Source organism: Microcoleus asticus IPMA8 (assembly GCF_013179805.1).
GTDB lineage: Bacteria > Cyanobacteriota > Cyanobacteriia > Cyanobacteriales > Microcoleaceae > Microcoleus > Microcoleus asticus.
The window spans coordinates 1-26,418 of sequence record NZ_SRRZ01000110.1; the positions used below are offsets into that span (position 1 = coordinate 1).

General features: G+C 45.4%; 18 protein-coding genes and 1 tRNA gene. 6 read left to right on the forward strand and 13 right to left on the reverse strand.

The window, feature by feature from the left end; all coding sequences use genetic code 11:
- Positions 1 to 136, reverse strand: a 136-nt coding sequence (locus E5S67_RS33630; RefSeq protein WP_422614711.1) for a helix-turn-helix domain-containing protein, incomplete at its 3' end; no start/stop codon positions are given.
- 282 nt (positions 137 to 418) lie between these two features.
- Here E5S67_RS33630 and E5S67_RS24040 point away from each other — a divergent pair.
- Positions 419 to 694, forward strand: a complete 276-nt coding sequence (locus E5S67_RS24040) for a lipopolysaccharide assembly protein LapA domain-containing protein (RefSeq protein WP_172190883.1) — start codon at positions 419 to 421, stop codon at positions 692 to 694.
- On the opposite strand, the gene E5S67_RS24045 is transcribed toward E5S67_RS24040, so the two are convergent.
- The 3 genes from E5S67_RS24045 to E5S67_RS24055 form a co-directional block, all read right to left on the reverse strand.
- Positions 691 to 1,692: a hypothetical protein gene (locus tag E5S67_RS24045; protein ID WP_172190884.1), complete on the reverse strand. Its 1,002-nt coding sequence runs from the start codon at positions 1,690 to 1,692 to the stop codon at positions 691 to 693. The genes E5S67_RS24040 and E5S67_RS24045 overlap by 4 nt on opposite strands.
- A 154-nt stretch (positions 1,693 to 1,846) precedes the next feature.
- The gene (locus tag E5S67_RS24050; RefSeq protein WP_172190885.1) at positions 1,847 to 2,911 is read right to left on the reverse strand and encodes a hypothetical protein; all 1,065 of its coding nucleotides are present in this window, start codon (positions 2,909 to 2,911) and stop codon (positions 1,847 to 1,849) included.
- 538 nt (positions 2,912 to 3,449) lie between these two features.
- Positions 3,450 to 4,127: an Npun_F0813 family protein gene (locus E5S67_RS24055; protein ID WP_172190886.1), complete on the reverse strand. Its 678-nt coding sequence runs from the start codon at positions 4,125 to 4,127 to the stop codon at positions 3,450 to 3,452.
- Positions 4,128 to 5,067: 940 nt separating this feature from the next.
- Between E5S67_RS24055 and E5S67_RS24060 the strand changes: the two genes are divergently transcribed.
- The 4 genes from E5S67_RS24060 to E5S67_RS24075 all read left to right on the forward strand — a co-directional run bounded on the left by E5S67_RS24060 (position 5,068) and on the right by E5S67_RS24075 (position 9,190).
- A tRNA-Arg gene (locus E5S67_RS24060) sits at positions 5,068 to 5,141 on the forward strand.
- Positions 5,142 to 5,486: 345 nt separating this feature from the next.
- On the forward strand, positions 5,487 to 7,118 hold the full coding sequence (locus E5S67_RS24065) for a site-2 protease family protein (protein WP_172190887.1): 1,632 nt from the start codon (positions 5,487 to 5,489) through the stop codon (positions 7,116 to 7,118).
- Positions 7,119 to 7,357: 239 nt separating this feature from the next.
- Complete coding sequence (locus E5S67_RS24070; protein ID WP_172190888.1) at positions 7,358 to 8,308, forward strand: PIN domain-containing protein; 951 nt, start codon at positions 7,358 to 7,360, stop codon at positions 8,306 to 8,308.
- A gap of 228 nt (positions 8,309 to 8,536) precedes the next feature.
- Positions 8,537 to 9,190: a hypothetical protein gene (locus E5S67_RS24075; protein WP_172190889.1), complete on the forward strand. Its 654-nt coding sequence runs from the start codon at positions 8,537 to 8,539 to the stop codon at positions 9,188 to 9,190.
- A 146-nt stretch (positions 9,191 to 9,336) separates the two neighbouring features.
- On the opposite strand, the gene E5S67_RS24080 is transcribed toward E5S67_RS24075, so the two are convergent.
- The 4 genes from E5S67_RS24080 to E5S67_RS24095 form a co-directional block, all read right to left on the reverse strand.
- Entirely contained in the window at positions 9,337 to 12,345 is a 3,009-nt protein-coding gene (locus tag E5S67_RS24080) for a UPF0182 family protein (RefSeq protein WP_172190890.1), read from the reverse strand.
- A gap of 219 nt (positions 12,346 to 12,564) precedes the next feature.
- Positions 12,565 to 13,857 carry a glutamyl-tRNA reductase gene (locus E5S67_RS24085; protein ID WP_172190891.1) on the reverse strand — a complete coding sequence of 431 codons (1,293 nt, stop codon included), beginning with the start codon at positions 13,855 to 13,857 and terminating at the stop codon, positions 12,565 to 12,567.
- Between the two features lie 145 nt (positions 13,858 to 14,002).
- The gene (glpX, locus tag E5S67_RS24090) at positions 14,003 to 15,040 is read right to left on the reverse strand and encodes a class II fructose-bisphosphatase (protein ID WP_172190892.1); all 1,038 of its coding nucleotides are present in this window, start codon (positions 15,038 to 15,040) and stop codon (positions 14,003 to 14,005) included.
- Positions 15,041 to 15,193: 153 nt separating this feature from the next.
- Complete coding sequence (locus tag E5S67_RS24095; protein ID WP_172190893.1) at positions 15,194 to 15,373, reverse strand: hypothetical protein; 180 nt, start codon at positions 15,371 to 15,373, stop codon at positions 15,194 to 15,196.
- A 161-nt stretch (positions 15,374 to 15,534) separates the two neighbouring features.
- On the opposite strand from E5S67_RS24095, the gene E5S67_RS24100 reads away from it, so the two are divergent.
- Entirely contained in the window at positions 15,535 to 16,152 is a 618-nt protein-coding gene (locus E5S67_RS24100) for a CP12 domain-containing protein (RefSeq protein WP_172190894.1), read from the forward strand.
- 120 nt (positions 16,153 to 16,272) lie between these two features.
- Here E5S67_RS24100 and E5S67_RS24105 read toward each other — a convergent pair whose 3' ends face one another.
- From E5S67_RS24105 to E5S67_RS24125, 5 genes are all read right to left on the reverse strand, one after another.
- On the reverse strand, positions 16,273 to 16,659 hold the full coding sequence (locus E5S67_RS24105; RefSeq protein WP_172190895.1) for a VOC family protein: 387 nt from the start codon (positions 16,657 to 16,659) through the stop codon (positions 16,273 to 16,275).
- Between the two features lie 203 nt (positions 16,660 to 16,862).
- Positions 16,863 to 17,534 carry an SOS response-associated peptidase gene (locus E5S67_RS24110; protein WP_172190896.1) on the reverse strand — a complete coding sequence of 224 codons (672 nt, stop codon included), beginning with the start codon at positions 17,532 to 17,534 and terminating at the stop codon, positions 16,863 to 16,865.
- A gap of 106 nt (positions 17,535 to 17,640) precedes the next feature.
- Complete coding sequence (uvsE, locus tag E5S67_RS24115) at positions 17,641 to 18,585, reverse strand: UV DNA damage repair endonuclease UvsE (RefSeq protein ID WP_172190897.1); 945 nt, start codon at positions 18,583 to 18,585, stop codon at positions 17,641 to 17,643.
- 233 nt (positions 18,586 to 18,818) lie between these two features.
- A complete protein-coding gene (locus E5S67_RS24120; RefSeq protein WP_172190898.1) occupies positions 18,819 to 19,025 on the reverse strand; it encodes a hypothetical protein in 207 nt (68 codons plus the stop codon).
- A 118-nt stretch (positions 19,026 to 19,143) separates the two neighbouring features.
- A complete protein-coding gene (locus E5S67_RS24125; protein WP_246276963.1) occupies positions 19,144 to 26,343 on the reverse strand; it encodes a sigma-70 family RNA polymerase sigma factor in 7,200 nt (2,399 codons plus the stop codon).
- Positions 26,344 to 26,418: the final 75 nt, after the last annotated feature.

A 26,418-nucleotide genomic window follows, 5' to 3' on the forward strand; every position in this document is an offset into this window, starting at 1 on the left:
TTTGTTTTTGTTTTAAAATTTTTTGAACAAACCCTTTACTCACATCAAATCTGGCGGCTACTTTCCTAATTGATGTATCACCTTGTTCATAAATTTTAACTATTTTCTCACGAAATTCGCTCGAATAAGGTTTCATTTTTTTCGCTTATGTACTCAATACACTGTATCATATATACATGGAATCTGCTGTATTTGCAATACACTTGGATTTTTTTAAGTTTGGTATGTGTAAATTTATTTATGTTTGTTTGACTTTTAGTTGATAAAAAATACTCATTTTTTTCCGCATATACTTGACTTTTTCCTAATCTTATTGTATGCTCTTAAATAGTGGGCTGTTTGCACAACTAAATTTTTTTTACACAGATTTAGATTATAAAACAAGTATAGAAGTTATTATTAGCCTGTAAACCCGTTTATGAAAACAATTCCTCTGCTCGCCATTAGTTTTTTAGTAGCAATTTTAGCAAGCGCGATCGGCATTATCTCAGTGCAGAACGCCGCCCCAGTATCCTTAAACTTTATCTTTTTTAAATCGATACAAATGCCAGTAGGAATAGTATTGGCAATCAGCATGAGTGCAGGACTGATCGGAGGTGCGCTACTGCAACCGCTGTGGAACCTTTCAGATTCCCAAAACTCGCGTCCTAAATTTCAGGCAAATCCAGAAGAATCCGACACCGTACAATATTAAGTAGATTTGATCCCTTCGAGGGAATACACCTGACCGTCAATCAGCAAGCGAGTAATTCCCTTAGCTAGCAAATAAGGCGCCGCTTTTTGCAGCATACTGCTGTCAGGAATCTTGAAAACCCTTTGATTGCGAGTAGCAAATCGGCGGGCCACTCGGTGATTGTCAAACACTGCCAGGGTTTTCTCGCGAATCTCCGCCGCCGGAATTTGACCCAGTTCGCCAAAAGCTTTTAGAGGTCGGGTGATTAACTCCGCTGCCCGATCGACCACCAAATAACAAATTTTGGGAAGAGATGCTTCGCTTAAAGGCAAAACTTGAATCAGCCCTGTAGCCCGAAGCTCGATCGACTCCCCCGACGATATTGAACCCAGCAGACTGCCTTCAAACAGAGAGTCTTCATCCTCTAAATCTTCGTCGAAGTCGTCATCTAAATCATCTTCATCCTCATCCTCATCCTCATCTTCCTCAAAATCGCTAAAATCTTCATCGGCCAGCAGCCCTTCTGCTGGCAGCACTGCCTTTAATTCACCAGTCACAACAGCGCGGTGGCTCCGATCACCAAGATTGGCTGCTTGGGCATCTGGCAAATCAGAAACAGCCAAATCAGACTCTACAGTTCCTCGAAAATCGAGTTCTGCAACTGGTTCAGGGGCCGATCCCGAACGCTTTCGGATCGTCGGTCTCGAATTTGAGGCTGACTGCGGGACGGGGACTGACTCCGACAGGGGGACACCTACAGGATCGGTTTCGCGATCGGCCGACGACTCAGTAGTCGCCTCTGTCGGTTCAGAAACATTTGTGCGATCGGACAAACGCTTTTGTTTTTGCTGAACGAGAAATTCGTATTCCGGCTCCGACAAAGCCCCCTGAATGATGCGCCTCACAGTCGAACTGCTCACTCCGTAGCGCTTTGCCAGAGTGATAGTATTCTCGTTTGACTGTCGGTACAGCCTGATGAGTTCCCGTTTGTCTGAATCGGAGAGTTTTGTAGGCGTCATGCCAAGTTTTCCAGCAAAAAGACGTGAAAAGACGCAGGCTAGCAGTCAGCGAACTGTGATTTTTCATCTTCGATTTCAAGATCGGAGATGCCGACAAGGGCAAAAAAGCTTTCGCGTCTCCATCGCTTGCCAAAGCAACTCGAATCTCAAATCGCTACGCTGCGCGACGACTGCGCCTGTTCTGGCGAGAACGGGTTGAGATGTCATGTTCCAAGATAGCTCCAATCCCGAACAGGATGCCGCTGAAAACAAAAAAGACTTCCAGCAAACTGCCACTTTGATAAGCACCCTCAGCCTGAGTATCGCGCCATTTAAAGTACATATCTGCGATGTAAAGCGAAAAAGTTGCAGCCGCAATCATCCTCCACGATTGGGAAAAACGTCCTCCCCAAAACGCCAGCAGCAGTGCAGTAGCAATAATCAGCAGAAAAACGTCCCCGACGATGTAAAACAAATTGATTGCATTTTTGTGAGGCGACAGTTGCTTGTCAAGTGCCATCACCCATGCCGGAGCTTTGGTTTCTGCTGCTTCTTCTTCTTCTGCAGGTGCTGATTCAGCATCAGTCGCTGCTGCTCCTTTTGCTTGTAACTTGGACGAATTGTCCAAAGCAGGCGCTCTTCCTTTGGCCGCGGTTGCTGGTGCAGATTCTGTCACTACTTCCTGAGTGGCTGGGGGAGCCATTCCTAGCTGTGCCCTCCAAGAGTCAGGTGCAGCAACCCAGATAGCTACAGCAATCCCGAAGGCTGCAATTCCCGCTAACAAACCCCACTGCCAAATTTCTAGATTCAGGCGCTTGGAAGTCACAGCTAGAACCATGCCCCCGATCAGTACCACATAGCTGCCCAGATAAAACGCATCTGCTGGAGACACGTCCGGGTCTAACTCGAAATAGAGTTCCCAAATCCCGAACAGGACGTTGGCGATGAAATAGAACAGCATCCCCAGACCGATGCCCAGCCAGACGTTGCGCCCGCTGACCATGTGCGGGCTTTGCCAGTTTCTAAAACAGACTAAAGTAGCTCCTAAGAATGCTCCGCATTCAAAAATATAAGTGCCGATCGAGTACCAAAGAGGTAAACCCTCTTCTGCTGAGAAGGGGACGCTGAACAGCAAAAAGAACAGCAGCGCCATTACAGCCCAGACAATGCCCGCAATTACTAGGGTCTGAGCTGACAGTAAAGATGAAGATGTAGATGACTTTTCTGAAGTGCTACTCATAGGGATTCCACGAGACATAACTAGCGGTTGAACGCACCCCATCTCAATCTTTGATTGTAGATGAGGATTCTTTCGCAACAGAACCTTTGTCTGACGCTCCCGGAAAAACTGGCGTCCTCAGCGTGTCCTTGGGACTTTTGCCCTCCTACACTCTAGAAAGACTAAGCAAGAATAATATCTATTTACTAATTCAAGGAATTAGTCGTTAGTCGATCTTTTGCCCGGAAATAAATGATAGAAATACGGTATATGTCTTAACCATTAAGGCTTTTACAGTACCAAATCTATCTCAGAAATTATACCCTCAAATGTTGCTGTATCTGTTTTTTTACTTCCGCACTCCCCGACTCCTATCAATGATTATGGGTGGGAAGTGCGAGCGATCGAAATTTAGTTAAATTGCCAGACATTAACTGGCTTCCAAAACGACTCAACAATTTGGTTGCTTAATACACGTTGGTAATCCAACCTGTATATCGCGTACCCACTACAGTGCAATTATCTGGGCCCAATTGTCTGAGCAATTGTCAAAGATCTTTTATGCTGCGATCCACAACTTGTTGAGGGCTGATTGTTTCAGCCAATCTATAAACTGAGTGCGATCCGCTGCTGGCATATCTTGCAGCACATCGCTCACTCCCTCAGCGAAGCCCGTATCGCCAAAGTATGATTTACCCAAACGGTGGAGTTCTTGCAATAAGGTCTTGAGATGCTGCTCTTGCCAAGGGGGCGCCTTGTGATTTTGCAATGGACTAACGGTTAGCCAATTTTTGATCGCATCAGCGGAGTCTGCCTGGGGGAAGTTTCCCTGCTGAAATACCTTGGCGATATCTTTCTGAAACGATGCGGCTTGCCTTGCACCTAAGAGGTCTTCTACATCGAAGTAAACAGCTTGGAGGAGCAGCAGACAACCCTGCGCGAACAGCGGTGCTTTGGCTGCTGCTTCATTACCTGCCGGTTCTTCACCGGCAAGCTGATCTAAACGGACTTTTCCCCAGACGCTATATCGATCCGGCTCTTCTAGCAGAACACAGGCTTTGCCTCGGTTGTCGGTTAAGTCCCGCCACAAGGCTCTGGCGTCTTCTGCTTGCTTGCCGTTGAAGGCGCTGATTAGGCGAAAAGTCTGCCCCTGATAATTGAGAATGGGAATTTGTTGATCCCGTTTTGGGTGTTGAAAATTGGTTATTTCAACATCCTGCCGTTTCAGAATAAACATGACACTGCGATTTGACTCCTGTCATGGCCGAGGTGCTGTGCTTTTGACACTCCCCATGCCTAAAGGCGAGGGGATTCTTGATTCCGCGAGTCCACTTAAATTAGCAGGATTGCTCCCGATCACCCAGAGATGGTGCTCTCCTCAAGCGTTCCGATACTTTTTTGCTAACCAATGCTAACAAGTATCTAAGCTGAGATTGTCTCTCAGCCTTGGGGTATCAATCAATGCACGAATGAAAATCGCCCGCCCACAATTTACAACTGCTGTACTGGCAACGCTTGATTTTCGCGCTCGTGCCGAGCGGTCGATTGACTCTTTTGTTTTAATGCCGTACAGGAAGCTTATATACAGGCTCCATAGCATCAAGGATTTTCACCTGAGTCTTTCAATCCTAGTTCTACCACATTTTTATCAAATATCAAGTCGAGCACAATGTTAGGAAACATAACTAAATATCAGCAAATTAGTCATTCTGGCTCAACTCATGCCTAAAATCAGGGAACGATCTCTGGTTTTTCGGTAATGCGGTCAGCGTTTTAGGCTTTACCACTATCGGATGTTAACATAACAGATCTACATCTCCGAAAAAGCACCTGTGACTCTTATCATGTCTGAACCCCGTCTTATTTTCTGGAGATATCCGATCGACAAAATATTTGGGTTTTAACTCGACCTCTAAATACCTGACATTAGTTCACGCCGTACCTAGTTTTGATTGTAAATTTACAATTGTGCTGTTTGCAGGTGAGTCGCTTCAGCTTTTGTCAGATACACTCTTGGACGCACAAGCACTCTCATCACCTTGGTTTTTTTCCCGATCCCTAGCGCTCCACCCCGTATTTTCGTACATCAAACCGGTTTATGCGAAAGTCATAACATTATTTACTTGCTCGATCGCACACTGCACCGATACAATAATCTTGTTAGCGATTTTTGAGTTGGGTGCGTAACTCAGTTGGATAGAGTAGCTGCCTTCTAAGCAGCGAGCCGCAGGTTCAAGTCCTGCCGTACCCGTTACACAAACTTAATGATATCAACGGTTTCAGCACTTTTTTCCCGAAAAGGAGAGAGCGGTTGAAATCTTATTTGTTTCGGATTTGTTTCGGCTTAGAGCATCCCAAACAAATCCTTGAAAAAGCCCCGCCTGCCAAACCAGGGCTCATCTTCCCGCTTGCGGGCGATCGACACTGCTACCCTTCTGAGTATATGTTTGCTATAGCCGATGTGGTATCATAACAAGTCTATTGTGTCAATAGCCTAGAGCCTGCGATGTTCAAACAGCACCAGCAGCAGGTTGTAGGCCGATTAGCCCTCAGGGGTTATCCTTAGTAATCAGGCTAGTTTCCGACAGGTTTGGATATGTTCCCAACAACTCTATTTCATATTCCCCAAAATTTAATGCTATTACTCGACCGCAGCGCGATCGACCGATTAGAGCCCCTATTCGCGCAAGCAGCCGGAATGCCTATAGTTGCATCGGAAAATACGGCAACAATTGCGCTCGTATTGGTTGCTCTGGGAATTCTGGGTTGGGGATTTTATCGCGCCAGACCTTTTGGCAAACTGGGAATTTTGGCTTGGTTGCAGTCAGTTGCCCTGATGAGTCCCTGGTTGCTGTTCTTTGGTTTATTCGCCGCCGGGATTTACCTCAATCTAGTTGCGGTATTGTTGCTGCTGGTGGCATCCACGGGATTGTACATTTATCTGGGCCGGCAATTGCGTAAGGCTGCATCCGATGCAGTGCTGCGATCGCCCCCCGATGCTGCTGAGGTAAAGTCGCAAAGCGATGCTTTCTCGGCCCCTGAGTCGCAGCGACCACCAGGCCCAGAAACCATTAAGATCGTCACCTCGTCACCTGCGAATAATGAATCAGAAATAATTCCCGTTCCAGTTGAAGACCTCAAGGCAATTAAAGGCATCTTTGGAATTGATACTTTCTTTGCCACAGACACGATTCCCTATCAAGATGGGGTAATCTTGAAAGGCAATCTCCGCGGAGATCCAGAACAAGTACACTCACGTTTGACGGCAAGTTTGGAAGAAAGATTAAACGATCGCTACCGCCTATTTTTAGTAGAAAATCAGGACGACAAGCCAGTAGTTATTATCTTGCCCAGCACCAACGACCCGCAGCCAACTACCGTATCTCAAAAAATCCTAGCAGTCGTGCTGCTGCTGGCAACAATTGCTACTAGCTTAGAGACCGGCGGTTTGCTGCTAGGTTTCGATTTCTTTAACTCGCCGACTAGATATCTAGAAGTTCTGCCAATTGCAGCCGGAATTTGGGCGGTTTTAGGCTCTGGCGAAATCGCTCGCCGAGTGCTGGCAAATCGGTACAAAGTTGGCTTGAGTTGGCCGTTTTTTATACCAACTTTGCAGATAGGTTGTTTTGGAGCGATCGACCGTTTTGAGTCGCTGCTGCCCAACCGTAAAGTTTTGTTTGACATCGCTTTTGCCGGGTCAGCCGCTGGGGGAATAGTTTCTCTGCTAATGCTGGTAACGGGTTTGCTGCTGTCTCACCCCGGCAGTTTGTTTCAAATTCCCGCAGAATTTTTCAAGGGCTCGGTTTTGGTGGGAACTTTGGCAAAAGTGGTTTTGGGTTCGGCCTTGCAGCAGCAGATTGTGGACGTTCACCCGCTGGTAGTTATCGGTTGGTTGGGCTTGGTAATAACAGCGATTAATTTGATGCCGGCGGGACAGTTGGACGGGGGTAGAATCGTGCAAGCCATCTACGGTCGGAAAATAGCAAGTCGCGCTACTTTGGCGACGTTTGTGGTGCTGGCGATCGCTTCTTTAGTTAATCCTTTGGCTCTGTATTGGGCGATCGTGATTCTGATTTTACAGCGCAATCTGGAGCGGCCGAGCCTCAACGAGCTAACTGAGCCTGACGACGCTCGCGCGGCTTTGGGTTTGCTAGCTTTGTTCTTGATGATTGCTGCGCTGTTGCCGTTGACTCCGGCTTTGGCGGGCCGTCTGGGAATCGGGAACTAACAGTAGCCGCGCGTCTTTGGTAATAGGCTCTTGGGTTGCGGTAAATTAGTGGAATATAGGAATTGAGCGATCGAACTGGGGAAATTCGGGCGATCGGGTTCCTAACTACTAATTTCCAATTAAGATCCCCGCCCTGGGCAATTTATCTATTACTAAAAGTTGTTTTTTTATAACCCAAAAGTTGTTTAAACTTGATAGATCGAGTTTAAATAACTTATCTGAGCCTATAGGATAAAGTCATGGCTAATCAACTTCCTCCTGTATTGGTAACTTTTGATGCAGATGTTTTAATGGCTGGCAGAACTCAAGTTTGGCAAGAATATGCCAAGGTGGGAACTTGCTATATCCCGGAAGTAGTGTACGACGAAATAGATCGTCTGACAGGGCAAGCGGTGGAAAAAGCTCAAGAGCAAGTAGCTAGAGAGTTTATGCGCTTTTTTGCCGACAGCGGCTGGATTGCAACTGACGCTCAGGAAACACACCGAGCTCTGGAACCTTCGATCAAAAATCAAAGCAAGCCAGCAATGCTCGTGGTAGCGACGGCTCAGTGCGTTTACGGTTTGGCTCAGGAACACCCCGACACTTTGGTGATTTTTGTGTCCAACAGCCAGCCTCTGCTGAAGCGGCTGGCTTCTGTGGGGGCTGCGAATCTCTGCGGGATTACCGGGGCGATGCTGTTAAATTGGGCGAGGAAAGGGGAACGCCCGCCGGCGGCGACTCAGCAATTGCAAAGTTTGATGCGCAGCCTCGCCGATCGCAAATCGACTCAGCGCTCTAACAGCAGAATTCAGGAGGCTGCGGTAGGCCAAACGGGGGCTTCTGCTAGCAACTTAACGGGGACGCGTGGCGCTTCTGAATTGAAGTCGTCCAGCAGTTTTAGTAAAACTCATAAAACGGGTTTGACTGAGATGCGCAGTGCGAGTTCCCGCCCCAAAACGCCGTCCCGCAGTCGCGAGGAGTCCAGAGATTACGAGCCGGCTGTATATCGCCTGAAACATATTACACCTCCGCCAAAAAGGAACAGCGGTTTCCTGTCTAGTGCGTTCAATTTTTTGGGAGCGTTATTTTTCTTGACGGTAGCGGTGGGTATTTTGTGGCGAGTGTTCGATGTTAAGGGTTTTAGAAAGACTTTTGTGCCGGCTCTACCGCAGCCTGTGCAACAATTTGTTAAGTCTATCGACCCTAAATAATCTGGTTTTCTGAAAATTCTACCTTCAGATCCGGCTGACTTCTGCCTTCGCAAACTGGGATAGCACGCGAGGCTAACAAATTGGTTCGCTCCCCTAAATATAGCGGTAAGCTGCTCGTGGCGCACCCTACCATTAGAGTTCCTGCCCTTAGTCCGCTGGGAATTTTCAACGGCTACTATCAGAAGAGAAGATGAACGCTTTACTTTACCGCTCCAAAAATCCCTCGTCATGCTGAACTGGAACCAAATAATTAGTGGATTAGCACTGGCTTTTGCGGGTTTTGCTTATGCTTTAGTATTTTTTGTTCTTCTTCCCTTCAGACAGTACGATTATGCAGCACCACTTGGGGCAATAGTAATGGCGATCGCACTTACTCTAGCAATGAATTGGCTACTATCTGCATCGTTGCTAACTGGCTGGAGTTGGGTGGCTGCATTATTTTGTTTTCAGGTAGCCCTCATATTTTTTGGTAGCGTGTTTCTGGAAGATGGGCTGTACCTGCCAAATTTGTTGTTTTTTGGAACTATGAGCGTAGGATATGCGAGCGTTTATACCAGTTTTTCACAACAAAAAACACTGGTAATTGTGGGTTTGTGTACGGTATGTTTCCTAGCTTCAATGTACTTATCTTTGATTGGCAGCTATGTGCTCAAAGGCAAAAATCCGTTTCAGGGTTCTTCTACCCAGATGCTGCCGCTGTTGAATCAAAGGGTAGAAATTATCACCGACAATCCCAAACAATTGTATTTGAATGGCAAAACTGGCAAACTCACGCATATTGACCGTTATGAAGTGACAGTGAAACTAGATTCTGGAGGAGACGAGAGATTGATGTGGCCCTATGTCTATGTTTGGTGGCAGGATATCAAGGCTGCTAACTAACAGAAATCTCAGTAATTTACATAAGCAATGCCCTAGTGAAACAGGCGGATTTAAATAACTTCCGACCCATAAAGCTAAATAAATTTCTCTCTTTCTCTTATATTTTCGCTGTATCTTCTCTGTGCATCAAGAGCGTCAATATCGGTTCATTCACTCTTTAAAGCTGGTTCATTTCCTTCTACAGGTCGCACAATTGCGGGTTTATTGGTAGATGTTGCCTGAAAAAGTGCCTTGAGTGCCAAATTAAGATTTTCTGCCATGACGATGCGGTTTTCGTAGACAGCAATAACTCTGACTAAAGTTGGCAAACTATTACGCTCGGCTTCTAAGTAAAGAGGTTCCACATACAGTAAAGATTGTTCAATCGGAATTACTAATAAGTTTCCTTGAAGTGCTTTGGAACCCTGGCGATTCCAGAGAGATATTTGTTCGGAAATAACAGGATCTTGGTTAATTAAAGCTTCTATTTGTTCAGGGCCGTAAACTAATCGCTGTTTCGGGAACAGATAAAGCAGCAATTTTCCGTAATCGCCACCATCCGATCGCCCTGCAATCCAAGCAATTAAATTGTTGCGGCTTACTGGTGTGAATGGGAGCAGCAAAATAAATTCTTCTGCTGTTTCCGTAGGCAGTTTAGTAATTAAATAATACGGTTCTACGGGCTGCTGTTCGCTGCCATAAATTTCGTTGGGAACTCGCCACAAATCCTCCCGATTGTAAAATACTTGCGGGTCTTCCATATGATAAGTTAGCAAGCGTTCCGATTGAATGCTCAACAAATCTACTGGATATCTGATATGTTTGCGGAGAGCCGGAGGCATTTTGTCAAGGGGCTTGAAGAGTCCGGGAAAGATAGCAATCCAACTGTTAATAATGGGGTCGGAGGGATAGGCAACGTAGAAGTCAACAGACCCGTTGTAGGCATCAATCACTACTTTAACGGAGTTGCGGATGTAGTTAAACTCATGATTTCCCGGGTCAGAATACGGATAGCGATCGCTGGCTGTATAGGCATCGATAATCCAGTAAAGATAGTTGGGAGATTGATCGGTGACCGAGGGTGAAGCCTTAATCTCGTTGCCATTTTCATCCTTTTCTTTTTCTATATCATCTTTGCTAAGATTGGCGTTTGCTACTACTAAATACGGGTCGGAATCGTAGCGCAAAAAAGGAGCAATCGCCCGGACTCTTTTGTTAATATTTCGGCGGTATAGCAATTTAGTTTCTGGCGTAAAATTGCGGGTCAGCGCCATTTGCCAATTTTTGAGATAATTAGCAAACAGCCAGCGCCGCCACATAGAGCCGATCGCAATTCCGCCCCTACCGCTGTAAGTATTGTAAACATTTTCTTCGCCGCTGGGATAATCGAATTCTTTGACTTTTGTGGGCGTCATCGCGTCTGTATCGGTGATTTCGCCATAGTAAATTCTCGGGTAGCCGATCGGAATACTGGCCCGAATTCGATCGCTAGTGACTTCCAAAGTAGTCTCTCCTGTCTGGGCTGCAACTCCAATATCTTTGACAAAATAATCTGGTAAACCGCCGACACCGACTCTGTTTACGGGAGAAAGAGTAAAGCCGTAACCGTGAGTGTAAACTAGGTGTTCGTTCACCCAAGTTTGAGCTTCGGGGGCAACTTCTGTGTAATCTAGTTCCCGCGCTGCCAGAAACACTTGTTGGCTTTCCGAATCTCCCTTTTGTGCTTTTTCCTTTTTGATTGTGTAGCGATCGATATCGGCATCAGGAAATGTATAATATGGTCTGATTTGCTGTAACTGTCGGTTTGTTTGCAGCAGCGGTCGCTTGTCCCACAGGCGGATGTTGCTAATAGTAAGTTGATTTTTTTCTAAGTCGGCATAAGTAAGTTTTCCTGCGGGATCGAATGTTTTTATTTCAATTTGTTTGAGGTCAAAGGCTTCTTTAGTAAAGGCAATGCTGCGCTGAATGTACGGCTGTTCTCGTGCTAGTTCGTTGGGTTGAACTATGAGTTGCTGCACAATTTTTGGCAGCAGCAAACCTCCCACAAAAGTTAAACTTACCCATGCTAAAACAACTTTTTTTAAAAGTTCATTTTTAATTTTGAATTGGTAAACCTGGCACAGCATCAAAAGTGCGATCGCCCCCGCCAAAATACTCAAAAATTCATAACAGGGCAGCCGCACCGTCACGTCAGCATAATTTGCCCCGTAAGTAACGTCTCCCCGCGAATACAGCAATGCGTAGCGCCCCAGCCAGTAGCGGAATGCGGCGGCTAGCATTAAAGCTGCACCCAAGCCGTACAAATGCCGCTGCTGCGATCGAGAAAACCCCAAAAATATCCCTTGACTCAGGCTATTTCCAGACAGCAAATATGTTAAAGCACAAGATACTAAACCGTACAAAAATACAACTGTCAGCCAGAATCCTAGCAACTCTAAGATTGGCAAAATAAATACATAAAAGCTAATATTTTGATTGAAAAGAGGGTCGGTTGTGTTAAAATTAGTAGGGTTTAAATATTGCAAAACGTTTGTCCAGCGACTGGCGGCAATCAGCCCGATCGCCAAACTGAGAACAAGGGCGATCGCCCGCAGGCAAAAATCAGGCTTAATTGCTACAGCTAACATTGTCCCCAGCAGCAATCCCAACTCCCACCAGCGAGAAAATAGCTGCACCCCTATTTGCTGGATTGACTGTATTCCCAATTGCACCGACGGTGCAGGCAAATTGTCAGCTATGCCGAAATAAGTGAGGCTATTTGCAGCTAACAGCCCGCAGTGAATTACTGTCAAAGTTGCGATCGAACTCAATCCGAATACCGCCAACAGCAGCCAGGAAAAGGTAATTTGAGATTTAGCAACCGGTAATTCGTAATTCTTCCCCGTTTTGTTCGCCCTCAGTGAAGCGAATAGGGCGCCCGCAACCGGCGATTTCATTTTCTCTGCGGGATGTTGCAGGCGGCGGGCTAAAGCCAAATTTCCGAGCAAAAAGGCAGAAGAAACAGCAATTGCGATCGCGCCCAGCAACCCTTGAGTTTTCAGCTTTAACAGAAAAACCTGAAGATATCCAACTTCCTGAAACCACAGAATTTCTGCCGCAATGCGGGAGGCAAATTCAAAAACCAGCCATAGCCCCGCAATCAGTAGGATTATTTGATAAATTCGCCTATTAGTCATTAGTCATTAGTTATTAGTCATTAGTTATTGGTTGAATGATAACTGATATCAGGTTCGAGCAATTTACCCTCCCGAATGATGCTTTTGCCGCAGCAAGGCTTGGAGGCATTTTTATTCATGGTAATTGACCGGACATAATATGACTTCTGCTTTCCAGTCAACGGCTAACTGCTTTCCTGTCAACTGACTAATGACTAATGACCGATGACTAATGACAAACTAGCTGTACTGCTGATTGACATCCACATCCAAATTAAACAGTGTTTGCAAAGTTTGCATCGCTTGCCGCCGCGCCTCAATATCCTGCTGAGCGCGCAACTGTACCATCGGATCGTGCAAAATCTTATTCACAATCCCCCTTGTTAAAGATTCAATCACATCTTGATGTTTCTCCGAAAATTCCGAACCAAGACGCGATAAAGCTTTTTCTAACTCTTGTTCCCGAATCAATTCTATCTTATCCCGCAAACAGCTAATTGTAGGAACAGTTTCCAGACTGCGCCACCAGAGATCGAAAGCCTCTACTTCCTGTTCCAGCAAGCCCTGAGCTTCCATTGCCATTTTGCGGCGGGTTTCGTGATTTTGAGCTACCACTGCTTTCAAGTCGTCCACATTAAACGATCGCACATTAGCGAGTTCGTTCGCATCCGAGTCAACGTTGCGCGGCACAGAAATATCCACCAACATCAAAGGGCGATTTGGGTCTAAAGCAGCTTCCAATTTAGCTTTATTTAACAGGGGATCGGTAGCTGCCGTACTGGTGAAAACCAAGTCGGAACCGGCAATTACCTGCATCATTTCTGAGAGCTGATACAGGTGCAATTCAGCATCTTTAAACTGGCCTGCCAACTCCAGGGCGCCCCGCACAGAGCGGTTGACGATCGAAATATGGCTAGCTCCTTTTGAGAGCAAATGCTGCACCAAAAGCCGCGACATTTTGCCAGCACCGATAATCGCAATTTTGCTGCTTCCTAAATGCTGACCCTTCATTTGAGCCAATTCTGCCGCCGCCGAACTGATCGAAACTGCACCGGTACCGATGCTAGTTTCCGTGCGAACTCGCTTCCCTGCTGTGAGAGCTTGCTTGAACAAGCGCTCTAAAATTCTGCCTACACCTTTGTACTGCTGGGCGAGTTTGTGAGTTTGTTTCACCTGAGCCAAAATTTGTCCTTCTCCGAGCACCAAACTGTCGAGGCCAGAAGCCACTCGCATCAAGTGCATCACCGCATCTTCGTGCAGCAAAATAAACAGGTGAGGGCGCAAAGACTGCAAAGGAACTTTACTGCATTCGGAAAGGAACTGAATAACCTCTCGCACACCAGGCTCCGACTCGCTGGTAACGATATAAATTTCTAAGCGGTTGCAAGTGCTGAGGATGGCAACCTCTTGAATGTGCGGGTAGCCGCGCAATTGGGCGATCGCCGCTTCAACTTTCTGTTCTGGAATGCTCAGTTTTTCGCGAACTTCAACCGGCGCTGTTTTGTGGCTGAGACCTACGACTGCAATATTCATATCTGTGATTTGTCACTATTTCTTTCTTAGTTGTTAACAGTCACCTGCTATTAGTTCTTAGTTTATCGCTAATTGCTAATCATTGGTGACTGTTAACAGTTAACTGTTAATTGTTAACATTTAACTGTTAACAACTAACTAATCACTAATTCAATTGCAAAGATTTCGGCTGGTCAAACATATGGATTGTATCCACAAACCGAGCTGTTTTCGACTGAGAAGAAATTACCAAACTTTCAGTGCGAGCGCCGCCGCCAAAGAAGCGAACTCCATCCATCAGCGTTCCGGGGGTAATCCCGCAAGCTGCAAACAGAACTGTTTCTCCAGATGCCAGCTCTTCAGCATTGTAAATCTTGTCTGGGTCTGTGATGCCCATCTCTTTCAGGCGGGCAATATTGCTTTCTTTGCTTTCACCGATCAAACCAGTTTTGACAACAGCCGGATCGTAAATTAACTGCCCTTGGAAGTGACCGCCCAAGCAGCGCATTGCCGCTGCGGAAATTACACCTTCCGGTGCTGCACCAATACCCATAAGTGCGTGGATGTTGGAACCAGAAAACGCGCAAGAAATCGCTGCCGAAACGTCGCCGTCGCTGATCAGCCGAACTCTTGCACCCGCTTGCCGAATTTCATTAATTAAACCTTTGTGCCGATCGCGATCCATCACGACCACCACCAAATCTTCAATACTGCGGCCGAGGCAATCAGAGATAATATGGAGATTTTGGGTTGGCGTTTTGCGAATATCTACATGATTCTTAGCAGCCGCAGGAGCAGCCAATTTGTTCATGTAGAAATCGGGAGCAGCAAACAAACCACCTTTTTCAGAGATTGCCAAAACTGCCATCGAACCGTTTTGACCGTAAGCAACTAGGTTAGTACCTTCGCAGGGGTCAACAGCGATGTCAATTTCGATCAATTCATCTAGGTTGCAGATTTCTTTGGCATCTTCGCGGGTACAAATACCTACTTGTTCGCCGATGTAAAGCATGGGTGCGTCATCGCGTTCGCCTTCGCCGATCACGATGCGACCGCGCATATGAATTTTGTTCATGCGCTCCCGCATGGCTTCTACAGCCACTCTGTCGGCTTCATCTTTTTCGCCTTTGCCCATCAAGCGAGCGGAAGCGATGGCTGCCTGCTCAACTACTTCGATAATCTCTAAACCGATTACATTGTCCACGAACTAGATCCTCTCAACTTCTGATGCGTGCCTTGTGCTCTTTTGCACTCCCAGCAATCAAGTTTATCAGAGGCGGGGATCTGTGCGAGCGCAAGCAGTTGGTTAGTTTGTGTTAACTTTTGCTTCTTTGAGCCTGGGGCTGGAAAATCTGAGTCAAACAAGCTCAAGGAGCGATCGCCCCCATACTTCACTCTTGCTTGGGGGATCGCACAAAAAGCTCGTCTGAGCAGGAACTCCGGCATTCCCGGGGGTTCCGGGGGATCGATCGGCGGTTTCAGGCAACTTGTCATCCCGAGTGCCGTTAAAGGTTTTATGATTAGTTTGCGATCGCACGATTCCTCAGGAACCCAGTTGCTGACCGGATTTATCGTTACTAAACCCAATATTTTAGTATAAACCGGGTTTTTGAGGGTAAGTCCTCATGATGATGACAAATCAAAAGGACAGCCCAAAATCGGGACGCACTAGACTTTATAAGCAGGAAGCAATAAAAAATGATGATGAAAGCCCAAGATATTATGACCACAGATGTTGTTACCATTCGCGGTTCGGCAACTGTAGCTGAAGCAGTGGCGATGATGAACGAACTGTGTTTGCGCGCGTTAATTGTGGAACGCCGCCACGAACAAGACGCTTACGGCATTGTCACGGAAACGGATATTGTTTACAAAGTAACAGCCTACGGAGTAGACCCGCAGAAAGTCCGCGTCTTCGAGATCATGACCAAACCGTGCATCACGGTGAATCCCGACTTGGGCGTGGAATACGTGGCGAGGTTGTTTGCGAATACCCGAATCCGCCGAGCTCCGGTGATTAAAGACAAACTGCTGGGCATTATTTCAGTAACGGATATCTTGACAAAAAGCGATTTTGTCGAAAAGCCGAAAAGTGTTTTATTTGAGGAAGAAATCGAACGGGCGATCGGGGATGCCAGAACTATCTGTGCCGAGAAAGGCGCTACCTCTAGAGAGTGCGCGGTAGCGTGGGATATTGTAGAGGAAATGCAGGCTGAGGCTTCTCACCAGCGATCGATGAAGCTTGAGAAAACGGCTTTTGACGAGTATTGCGAGGAAAATCCCGAGGCGGCTGAAGCGCGGATGTACGAGAGTTAATTTAGTTATTAGTCATTAGTAATTAGTTATTAGTTATCAACTCTTATGTAAGGATTGATAACTAATAGCTAACAATCGGGAATAGCTGGTTTTCTGCCAGCCTCACGAAAAATAAAAATCTTAAGTGTTTGGCTCAGTCATACAAAACACGTTGAGCTTGTTCCCATCAAGATCCCGAAAATATCCCGCATAAAACCCCGGCAACACGCCTCTTGGCCCCGCAGCTCCTTCATCCTTAGCCCCAAGTTCGATCGCTTTGTTATAAACTAAGTTGACTTTTTCTGGACTGTCAACTTGAAGAGCTATCATTACTCCATTGCCAACAGTTGCTGTGTTACCATCAAATGGTTTTGTAATAGCAAGTGCTGGTCGATCGGGAGAAACGCTCCATGCGATAAATCCGCCGAATTCCATGAATCGTCGAGCGCCAATTTCAGCAAGCAAAACATCATAAAACTTGGCTGAAATTTCAATATCGTTGGTACCGAGTGTAACGTATCCGATCATATTTTTTTCCCTGGTTTTAAGATGAAGAAAAGTCTTTGAGAAAATAACCATTGAGTTAAACTGTGGCTGATAGAAGCAAAGCTACAACTCAAAAATTATCTTAGATTATAACTCACACTAGCTCGGTTTTGTCACTTCCAATGATTATAGTGAAAGCAAGTTTATTTGCCTGGTTTTACAGCAGGCGGTGCTTAATTATAGGTTTATTCTATTGGTTGAATGCACTCTGGACTGTCTCTACTTGGACTGTTGACGATCGCACTCACCGCCTTTGCTTTCATGGCTTCGGAAGCATACGGCTTTAACAGCGGCAAAACTTCCTGAGAATTTTTAACAGAAGGATCGAGCCACTGTTCCCAATCGCTGTCGGGGAGAATCACTGGCATTCGATCGTGCATCGGCTGCACTGTTTCGTTAGCAGCGGTAGTAATTATAGTGCAAGATACAATGTTTTCTGCTTCTGGAGATTCCCAATTTTCCCACAAACCGGCAAAAGCAAAAGGTTCGCCGTCTGCCTTTTGAAAATAGTAAGGCTGTTTGTTCTTTCCCTGCTGCTGCCATTCGTAGAAGCCGTCAGCGACTATCAAACACCGCCTGTGCTTGATGGCGCTGCGAAAAGCAGGTTTTTCGGCTACAGTTTCCGATCGCGCGTTAATCATGCGGCTGCCTATTTTGATGTCTTTTGCCCAACTGGGAATCAAACCCCAGCGCATAAATTGGAACTGTCGCTGGATTTTTTCTGGTTCAACTGTTACTGTGGCAACTGATTGAGTTGGGGCTATATTGTATCGAGGTTTGATATCGGGAACTGCCGACAGTTTGAAGAATTCGGCTATGATTTGACCTGAAGTAGTTAAAGTGTATCGTCCACACATAATTTATAATTGGTATTAACAAAAAGGTAGATTGCGATTTACCGTTGGGCGGGGCGGGTTTTCGAGATTATTGGTGTTAGGCAAAGATGGTTTGTAAAACGCGCCCCTAAGAGACATTGCTAAATTGTGGAACATTCGCAGACAACCATTCGGCGCGCAACTTTTCAATAGCTAATTCTTTAAATTTAGCTTCTACTTCAATCCAAGGAGCTTGATAATAGCAATTAGGCATTTCTGTAATTAAATCGCTGTGGCGGGGGTCGGCAAAAAATTCTCTGCCATTCGATATGTGCACTAATTGCCATTCAGGAACAGACCAAGTTGTGCGGGCTGCTGCGAGCATTTCGGGAACGCTGGGATCGTCGTAAGTTTCTAAATGTTCGTGAATGACGTGGTGGTGGGCGTCAAAAACCATTGGTACGCAGGTATCGAGACAAACTTCTAAAATTTCCGAGGAACTGTAAGCGTATTCGTCATTTTCAAAGGTTAAGCGCGATCGAATTGATTCTGGCAAGTCGCGGATGACTGATTTGAGCTGCGAAGTGCGATCGCTCTTGCCGCCGTGAATGTTCATCAGTGCCTGGGGCGATCGGGGCTGTCCCAACATATCTAAAATTAAAGCATGAGTCGCAAGAATTTTAATGCTGTTTTCAACCACAGAAAGCTTGTCGGAACTGAGGACGACAAATTGATCCGGGTGGAGTACCAAACGGATGCCCAAAGACAAAGCGCGATCGCCGGTATTCCGCAATTCCTCAGTCATAGAGTGTAGCACTGCTTCCCCCAAATCTGTATCTGCAAAAGGGAACAGTGCAGAAGTCATGCGGTAGAGCTTAATCTGATTAACACAACAGAAGTCGATCGCTTTGTCAAGCCGCTTTAAGTTATCTGTATAAAGCTCGCGCAATACTGTTTCTTGTTCAATTTCCGAAAGCTGTAAAAGTCGCTTCCGCGTGACAGTGCGAAAGCGAACTGCATCCGAAGTCGTAATGCAGACTAATCCTAATTCTGGCAATTTGTCCTTTTCCAATACTTGGTTAATCCCGCTCATTTAGCAATAATTCCTAACTTGAATTTTAGGTTAAATAGTTTTGTCGTAAGGACTTTAGTCCTTTGTTGTGAAGCTGTGAGGTACTACTAAACCTGCCTAAAGAGTCCGGCAGAGATTGAAATCGCTGGCGGACTCTGGAAGTGCAAGATGTAATTAGTAGAAACCTAATTTTTATCAAACCTCTAATCAACCGCGTCGCAGATAGCATATCGATGCCAATTTAATCGATATAACTATTGCTGTTCTTCGCCAGACTCAGCCTCTTCGTCGGGCCGCGCAGTGGCAACAGGATTTTCCATTGCTTCGTTATGGAACGGATAACCGGATGTTTCTTGATTTAGCGGGTCAGCGGGTTGGTCGTCAGGGGATGTTATTTGACCGTTAGTGTTGGTATTGGGTTTTGTGGAAGAACCTTTATGGCTGGCGTGACCGCTGCTCATCTTTTTTTCCTCAATTAGGTCGATCGAACAATTTCTAGCTTAGACTTAGCTGCTGCGGGCGATCGCCTATCTTAAGTCAGAGATCTGCTTAAGTACATTGCACAGCAGAAAGTTTGTATTACTCTGCCATAGATTTGAGCAGACGGCCAACTACAGGGTCAATCTGCCAGTAATCCTTACCGTCTTGCTTCTGATTTCCTAAATGCGAGACAAGACTGAGGATCTCCGCCCATCTGAGAGTCTGCTTGACAATTTCAGGCGATACATCATCAAGAACCTCAATTAATTCCTCAACGGCTGCTGCTTCTCCCCATTCGGCTAAAGTTCTCATCACCAGTATTCTTTGAGGTTCGCAACCGTCAAAGCCCATTGAATTAATTAGTTTTTCAGAGTTATTAAATTGATGCTTCAGTTCCCCCAAGGAATCTTGCCAGCGATGGGGATTGAGTTGGGAAAATTGATAGAATTCTTGCAGCAAGTTTGACCAATTTCCTGTCACTTCCGTAATCTTCTTTCTAACTTCTAGTCCACTGGGCAACTTAGCATCTTCCAACCAATGTCGCAGCGCCGCATCGTGCCAAGGTTTGAGGCTGAAAAATCTCACTTCTTTAAAGTAATCAAAGCCTCTGGAACTATAATTAACTAACTGCCCAACTTTCTGAGGCTCGGCGACGAAAGCAAGCTGGATAAACGAGTCTTCCTTCTTCAATCTTTTGATTTTCTTAATTGCCTCATCAACCCAATCCTTACTCCAAGGGGTGGTGGGTGATACAACAACGAGCGTCGTAGTATCTTTCTTGCGACGGTTACTAATTTCTGTCAAACGCTGGCTGAAATCCGATAGCTCTGAGAGATTTTCTAAATAGTGAATTTTGCAATCCTTCTTACTAAATGCTGCTTCCATAAAAACTCTCAAATCGTCAATTCCTGCGGCTTGGCAGCCAAATATAATAGAGACACCATACTCCCGGCGCAGCAGCTCTGATTCCTGTTGAACAGTTAAAGGACTGCGCCGGGAATCAGCTTTATTTTTGACAAGAGGAGACCGAAAAGTAGCAGGTTCGTATTCAGGTGGAGCTTCACGCGGTCTCAGAAGTTCTGCTTCAATTTCTGGTTGCGTACCCATAAGCAAGGCTAAATTAGAACTTCTCAGAGTGAAGTAACCTGGATTGGTTTCTCGTAAAACTCCTAATCCGACCATTTCTTCTAGTAAAGCAAGAATTTCATCTTCCGATGACCTTCCCGCGAATCCGTCAGACCACCAATACAAGACTTGTTCGCGAATCCAAGATACAGAAAATCCATCCTCCATACCTGTTTCATCCTCCTGAGAGCCATCAGCAATCGAGTAGGCAATTACCTCGTAGCGCTTATCGAGTCCCAATGTCAACTTAAAGCGATCGCGAATATTATTGCGAAGGTCTTGACTTTGATAAGCTTCTTCTACATGGCGAGAAGTAATCACGTAAGGCGGACTAATTTTAGGATCGAAAGTAGGGACATCTGGGTTAGTAATGTGCTTGAGTAACTGCTCGCAATAGAGTTGAATCAAGCTCGGATAATAGTTAGTCTGCCAAAGAATGCGCGGGATTAAATCAAGTGATTCAAAACGATAGCCAAGACTAGCCAGCGGACGTTCTACCAAAGCTGTTGCCGCACGCATTTCACCATTATTCAGCAGAGGCCCAATGCAGATCGGCCTGCCAAAGTGAGCCAGCGGATGATTTGCTTGTCTAGTGGTTCTCAGAACGTTGTGCAATCCGGCAAAGACTACCTTAAAACGTCGGTCAGTTTCCATCATTAATTTTCTGAGCTCATCGCAGCGGAGGAAATCCTCCTTACCATCGGCTTCAAGGAAATTATCTGCCTCATCCAACAACAGCAAAAAGCGCCGCTGCTTGTCCAATTCCAGCCAATTTTTAATCCGCAGCAAGCTGCTTTCGCGAACGGAATTGCGCCGATTGGTATCAGGAATTTTCAATTTATCCAATTCTCCGTTTAGTAAATCCCAAATCTTATCTAAAGCTTGGTTGCGTCCAATTTCTTTAATATCCAAAAATAGGGCGTTCCTTCCCGCGTCGGTTCCATGAAAAGTCCGGTGTACATACTTAAGCAAAACGGTTTTACCTAACTGCCGACCTCCATAAATCAAACAAGAACCAAGAGGATCGATTATGGATTCCCGTTCTCGTACTCGCCCGTAAAACATCTCAGGCGGAACCTCTCCTGCTGCGGTTTTATAAGGTTCTAAGAAAGTAAAGGGTAAGGTACAATCAAACAATACAGGTAAGCGTGTTTTTTGTTCTCCGCAAAGGTAGAGCATCAGCACATCATCTATCACAATGAAAGTGCTGCGACGCTGCCGACACAAATCAGCCAAATCTCGGCGTTTCTTTTCAGTCATTCGCCCAAAATGAAAGACGAATATCGGCCCTCCAAGAGCAGTTTCTCCAACGGCATTGAGGAGATCCTGTTCGTTCGGTCTATCCCATACACAAAGAATGCGGTAATGGCCCTTCGCGGCTGAACCATAGGCAGACACAGGACAGCGATTTTGGTCAAATATCGGCTCAGCATTAACGTCAATCCAGGTATTTTGTCCTGATTTTTTAAATGTAAGAGATGTTATGTTAAAACCGAGGTTGCTTAGAATTTGGCGAGCATCTTTCTCTGTGATTTCTTGCTTCCTTCCCTTGGCTGCAAACCAAGCGTCTAGCATATCAGCAGCTTTTTTGGCTTGAGTTCCTTGCGGTATCTGGATTTTTGCGATACTTTTCCCTTTGGAAATGTTGGGAATTAGGTCTTGCTTTTTTTGTCGATCGCGATCGCACTCCTCAAGCACTTTTTCGATCGCAGCATACTTATGCTCGAAGAAGTCTTTAAAAGCATCTCTTTTTTCCTCTGGTTCAGGAAGCGATCGCCGCTCTTGCAGCATAGATATATATTCCTTAGCCGTCAAGATATCGCCTTGCTCCAATACACTGCAAATTCTGGTACGATCGGCATCTGCTATACCTGTTTGCTGAAGACTCTCTAATTCCTCGGATACTCGATCGATCTGTTCCTGGCGCTTGGCGCTAATTCCTTGACCGATCGCCCGAAGCAGCTCAATTTTTTCGGAAAAACGCCTGGTTGTTACATGAGCATTTTTAATGCTTTCAATCTGTGCTGCATAAGCACTTCTATCTGTTTCTCTTAGTAAACCAAAAGCTACGGCACTTTCGAGCTGTTTGCTAGTAGTCTCGACCTGCTCCTGCAAAATTCCTTGACAATCTTCAATCCGATTATTTCGTAAGTCCTTTAGCTGAGCGAGGTCTATTTTTGGTTCGGGGTAGAGTTCGAGGTATTCGATGATTTGCGCCGTAGCCTCGTGATTTCCCACAGCTTTTGAACTACAGAGATAACTGTGCAGATCGAATGCTTGTTGCCAATCCCAAATATCATTTTTGACTAACTCCAAAATTCCATCTATACCCGCTTCTGCATTAGCGATATCCAGTTCCCACGCATCGTTGATAGGGATAGATGGCATTCTTAACAGATCCGCGTGCAGGATATGTTTTAGGTAAGGTTCTGCAGTTGGCAATTCGGTATCTGGATCGAAGATATTGCCGATGTCTTCCACAGCTTTTCGGCAACAAGCGATACCAGCTAAAATAAACACTGGAGGTTTTGTCGCCTCAAAGGTATCCAATTCTTTTAGAACAGTATCTTGAAGATTCTCAATATCTTGTTTTAACTGTTTGGCTTCTTTCTGAAGATAATTTTCGCTTTCAGCTAAGCGCGATTCCTGCTCCTTAACCCAGCGACCCACCCAATTTAAAAATTGCCGAGCGCGAGAGCGAAGCTGAATGAGGGCTTTACCTGTAATGGTACCAGTACCTTTAGGGCGACGAAGTTTGCGCTCTGTTCGCTGAATTTCCCCGTCTAGATTGGACTCATTAGATAATCGCTCGATCTTCTCCTTGAGGAAGGGAAGTTGGCTCAAATCTTTTTGCTTGATGGGAAGCCACAGAGTGTAAAAAAGTTCACCGGGATTCAACCACTCGACCCAAACTTTCTTTGCATGACCGTAAATCAAATCTTGTTGTGGCGCTTGAGACCACCAATCCTCGATTTTTATATACAAATCGTCTAAATCTTTTTGCAACGCTGCCAGAGTTTTTGCTTTCTTGATGGCTTTTGTATCTAGGGCCCGCTGCCGATCGCCGTGTTGGGCGATAATTTGGCAATAATCATACAGTTTGTCGAGTCCAGCTTTACCGAATTGAAGCTCCTGGAAAAGGTGCGAAGCACCGGTATTCGGGGCTAGCAAAGACGGCCGCAGTGCTGCTGCTGCCAAGAGCAAGCTTACGGCTTGATTCCATTCACTTTTCTCTGGTAATAAATAGCTGGCACTGTAACTGGTGAAGTCATCTTTAAGCAGATTTGCAAGTTTTCCATATCCTACGTCATAGCGCAGGTTTTGTCCTAGCAATACTGCTCGAATTAACTGCGGTGGCAGGTGCGGTTCAAAGTTGGAGTATTGTTTTTCAAAGCAGCGAGCTAAATGAAATGCAAGGCTAAGTTTTTGTTCAAAAATCAGCCGCCAAACTAAGTCGCGCAAAACTGCTGGGCGTTCTCGATCGGGGTCGTCCAAGATGGATTGAGCGATTTTTTGAGCGGTATCATTGGGCGAGAAGCTGTAGAGAGACTGTTTTTCTTCTCTTTTTTTATTCCCCTGCTGGTCAACTTCTTTTCCTTGCTTATTTTCCGAATTTTGATGATTTATATGAGTTGCGGTAGGCGCTTCTGTTGGTGGAATATCTGGGATATTTTCAGTGGTTGGCTGCGCGATCGCCTCCTCTATCAAGACCGCGTTTAACTCTGCTAATAGTGGTTTTTTTAGAATAGGAACAGTTTCAGGTTCCGGCCCCTCAACTAAGGAAGTTTCCTCTAAGTTATTGTTAGTACAAAGAGCAGGTAAATCTGGTATTGCTTCCGACTGAATAATCAGTTTACCTCTGACTGCTGCCATCGCCAGAGTTCTCCCAAACGATTCAGATACGGCATCATGTAAGGAATCCAAACGCTCTTCGTCTGCTTCTTCCAATTCTGCAATTAGTGTTAGCAGTTTGGAGAATGGATGATTGCCGTCAGCCAATAGTTTGGTGTCGGGATGCAAGTCATACTCCTGCGATTCGGAGATGGCGCGTTGAAGTTCGCGGGCTTTGTCCTGACATTCCAGCAATGACGGAAAATTGCTCTCTACTCGATGGGCGATCGCTAAAATTCGTTCCAGAACCCTCAAAGCAGAGTCGCGGACCAGAGCGATCGCACTTTTTTGCTTCTCGGCAAAATCAACACGCTCAAGTACAGACATAATATCTGCTAAAGAAGCAATTTCCTCAGCTTTCAGCATTGGCGATACTGCCAAATATTCAGCCAGTTCTAGCGCCTTGTCGCGAAGCTGAATAAAGTTTTTCCGGGACTCCTCAAGTTCTTGAATCAGCTTTTGAGATATAGGTATACCAGGGTCTAGCAACTTTCGGCTCGCCTCTGACAGCCGTGCTTCCAGTTGGGAAAAAACATCTTCTAGTGCGGTGAGTTGTTTCAGTAAATCTGCTGAATTTTGTACCATCGGTTTAATCACTCCATTCAAGTCATTTTCTGTCTGTTCGGCAATGTGGAAATTATGATCGTTCAAAATTGCATAAGTGAGATTGTTTTCATTTCCATCGGTCTTCGACAAGTAAGTCTGAGCCAACTTTGTTTGTTCTATATTTGATTCTTCTATGAAATTATTAAAAGGAATTAATGGTTCGGTCATATTAGCTATATCAACTATTTTATCACCAACAGGCTCCTGTAAGAAAGTGTCGCAATGGCTGCGAGACAAGTTTTCTGGGATATTGAACTGTCTGGGCTGCATCGGTTGGGCGATCGGTCTTTTTGTCTGAGTTTCGTATATGTTTGTAGGGCGAATACATTCTTTTAAAATGCTGTTACGGTTGGGATGGCGCAATCTTAGTAAAGCCTTAGCCTCAATTTGCCGAATCCGCTCGCGGGTAAGATTAAATATATTGCCGATTTCCTGTAGACTCTTATCGCGACCGTCATCCAAGCCGAATCGCATCCGTATAACCTCACATTCGCGGGAACTGAGGGTGTTTAAGACGCTTTCTATGTCTCGCCGCTGGTTAATTTTAAAAATATAACCTTCTGGTGTTTCCCCATCGAATTCAATCAACTCTCCCAATGTAGAACCTTCTTCATTACCCATTCTAGTATCCAAGGAAATGATAGGCTGATCCGATTCAATAACCAAGCGCAATTTTGCAGTAGTCATTTTCAAGCAATCAGCGACTTCTTCCATCTTGGGAGTGCGACCAAATTCTTGAGAAAGCAGTTTGGTAGTTTTCTTAATCCGCGAGATAGTTTCGCAAAGGTGAACTGGCAGGCGGATAGTCCGTGATTGATCGGCAATCGCCCGCGTAATTTCCTGACGAATCCACCAATATGCGTAGGTGGAAAACCTGTAGCCCTTCGTGCAATCAAACTTTTCTACAGCCCTGATTAAACCCAGATTTCCCTCCTGAATCAAGTCTAAGAAATCCAGCCCTCGATTTTGATATTTTTTAGCGATTGAGACTACCAGCCGCAAGTTAGACTCTACCATTTTGTCTTTAGCTTTTCGGCTACCCTCTAATTCTAACTCAGCAATTTTTCGAGCTAATTCAATCTCTTCGTCAGCTTTGAGCATGGGAATTCGACCGATTTCTTGCAGGTAAACCCGAAGCGAATCTGGCGGTAGACGCTCTTTTTTAAATTTAATGCTGTCAGGAATGGTTTTATGCCAAGCTTCGTGAAATTCGTCAAAGTTGCTAAAGCCGTGATTTTTATGCAACTGTGCTAAGAAAATCTCGAAGAGCATTTTTAAATGAGAGTTTGTCGGACTGTCGAATGGGATATCTTTAATATGTTTGATTTTTCCTAATACATCTTTAGATTCATTGCGTTTGTGTTGGCGCCGGTTTATCATGGAGAAAGTCAGAGTTTCTCCATGCTGAAAAAGAACAATCGCGGGCATCTGGAAAATTTTATTAATCTCGCGGACAATCCCGTCAAGTTGTTGGATAGTGTACGCACTCCTCTGCAGTGCGATCGCGAAAAACAAGTAGGAAGTAAAAAAGGCACTCTCACCGCTGCTAGTATCAAATTCGACAAACTGGTCATTATCTGCAATTTCTGTTCCGGTAAACTGGAAGAGAAAATCGACCGACAGCCATTCATCTAAGAGAGCTTTTTGGGAGTTGAGCTTGTGATATAGCGATCGCAAATGATTTGTAAATCATAAATAATGTATAATGAGGATGTAAACCTAAGTAGGAGTTGAGATGTCCCGAGAGAAATC

What these genes read in the sequence shown, in the direction of transcription:
- E5S67_RS24040 (WP_172190883.1), top strand. Translation starts at nt 419, where the DNA reads ATGAAAACAATTCCTCTGCTCGCCATTAGTTTTTTAGTAGCAATTTTA.
- E5S67_RS24045 (WP_172190884.1), bottom strand. Translation starts at nt 1,692, where the DNA reads ATGACGCCTACAAAACTCTCCGATTCAGACAAACGGGAACTCATCAGG.
- E5S67_RS24050 (WP_172190885.1), bottom strand. Translation starts at nt 2,911, where the DNA reads ATGAGTAGCACTTCAGAAAAGTCATCTACATCTTCATCTTTACTGTCA.
- E5S67_RS24055 (WP_172190886.1), bottom strand. Translation starts at nt 4,127, where the DNA reads ATGTTTATTCTGAAACGGCAGGATGTTGAAATAACCAATTTTCAACAC.
- E5S67_RS24065 (WP_172190887.1), top strand. Translation starts at nt 5,487, where the DNA reads ATGTTCCCAACAACTCTATTTCATATTCCCCAAAATTTAATGCTATTA.
- E5S67_RS24070 (WP_172190888.1), top strand. Translation starts at nt 7,358, where the DNA reads ATGGCTAATCAACTTCCTCCTGTATTGGTAACTTTTGATGCAGATGTT.
- E5S67_RS24075 (WP_172190889.1), top strand. Translation starts at nt 8,537, where the DNA reads ATGCTGAACTGGAACCAAATAATTAGTGGATTAGCACTGGCTTTTGCG.
- E5S67_RS24080 (WP_172190890.1), bottom strand. Translation starts at nt 12,345, where the DNA reads ATGACTAATAGGCGAATTTATCAAATAATCCTACTGATTGCGGGGCTA.
- E5S67_RS24085 (WP_172190891.1), bottom strand. Translation starts at nt 13,857, where the DNA reads ATGAATATTGCAGTCGTAGGTCTCAGCCACAAAACAGCGCCGGTTGAA.
- E5S67_RS24100 (WP_172190894.1), top strand. Translation starts at nt 15,535, where the DNA reads ATGATGATGAAAGCCCAAGATATTATGACCACAGATGTTGTTACCATT.
- E5S67_RS24105 (WP_172190895.1), bottom strand. Translation starts at nt 16,659, where the DNA reads ATGATCGGATACGTTACACTCGGTACCAACGATATTGAAATTTCAGCC.
- E5S67_RS24110 (WP_172190896.1), bottom strand. Translation starts at nt 17,534, where the DNA reads ATGTGTGGACGATACACTTTAACTACTTCAGGTCAAATCATAGCCGAA.
- uvsE (WP_172190897.1), bottom strand. Translation starts at nt 18,585, where the DNA reads ATGAGCGGGATTAACCAAGTATTGGAAAAGGACAAATTGCCAGAATTA.
- E5S67_RS24120 (WP_172190898.1), bottom strand. Translation starts at nt 19,025, where the DNA reads ATGAGCAGCGGTCACGCCAGCCATAAAGGTTCTTCCACAAAACCCAAT.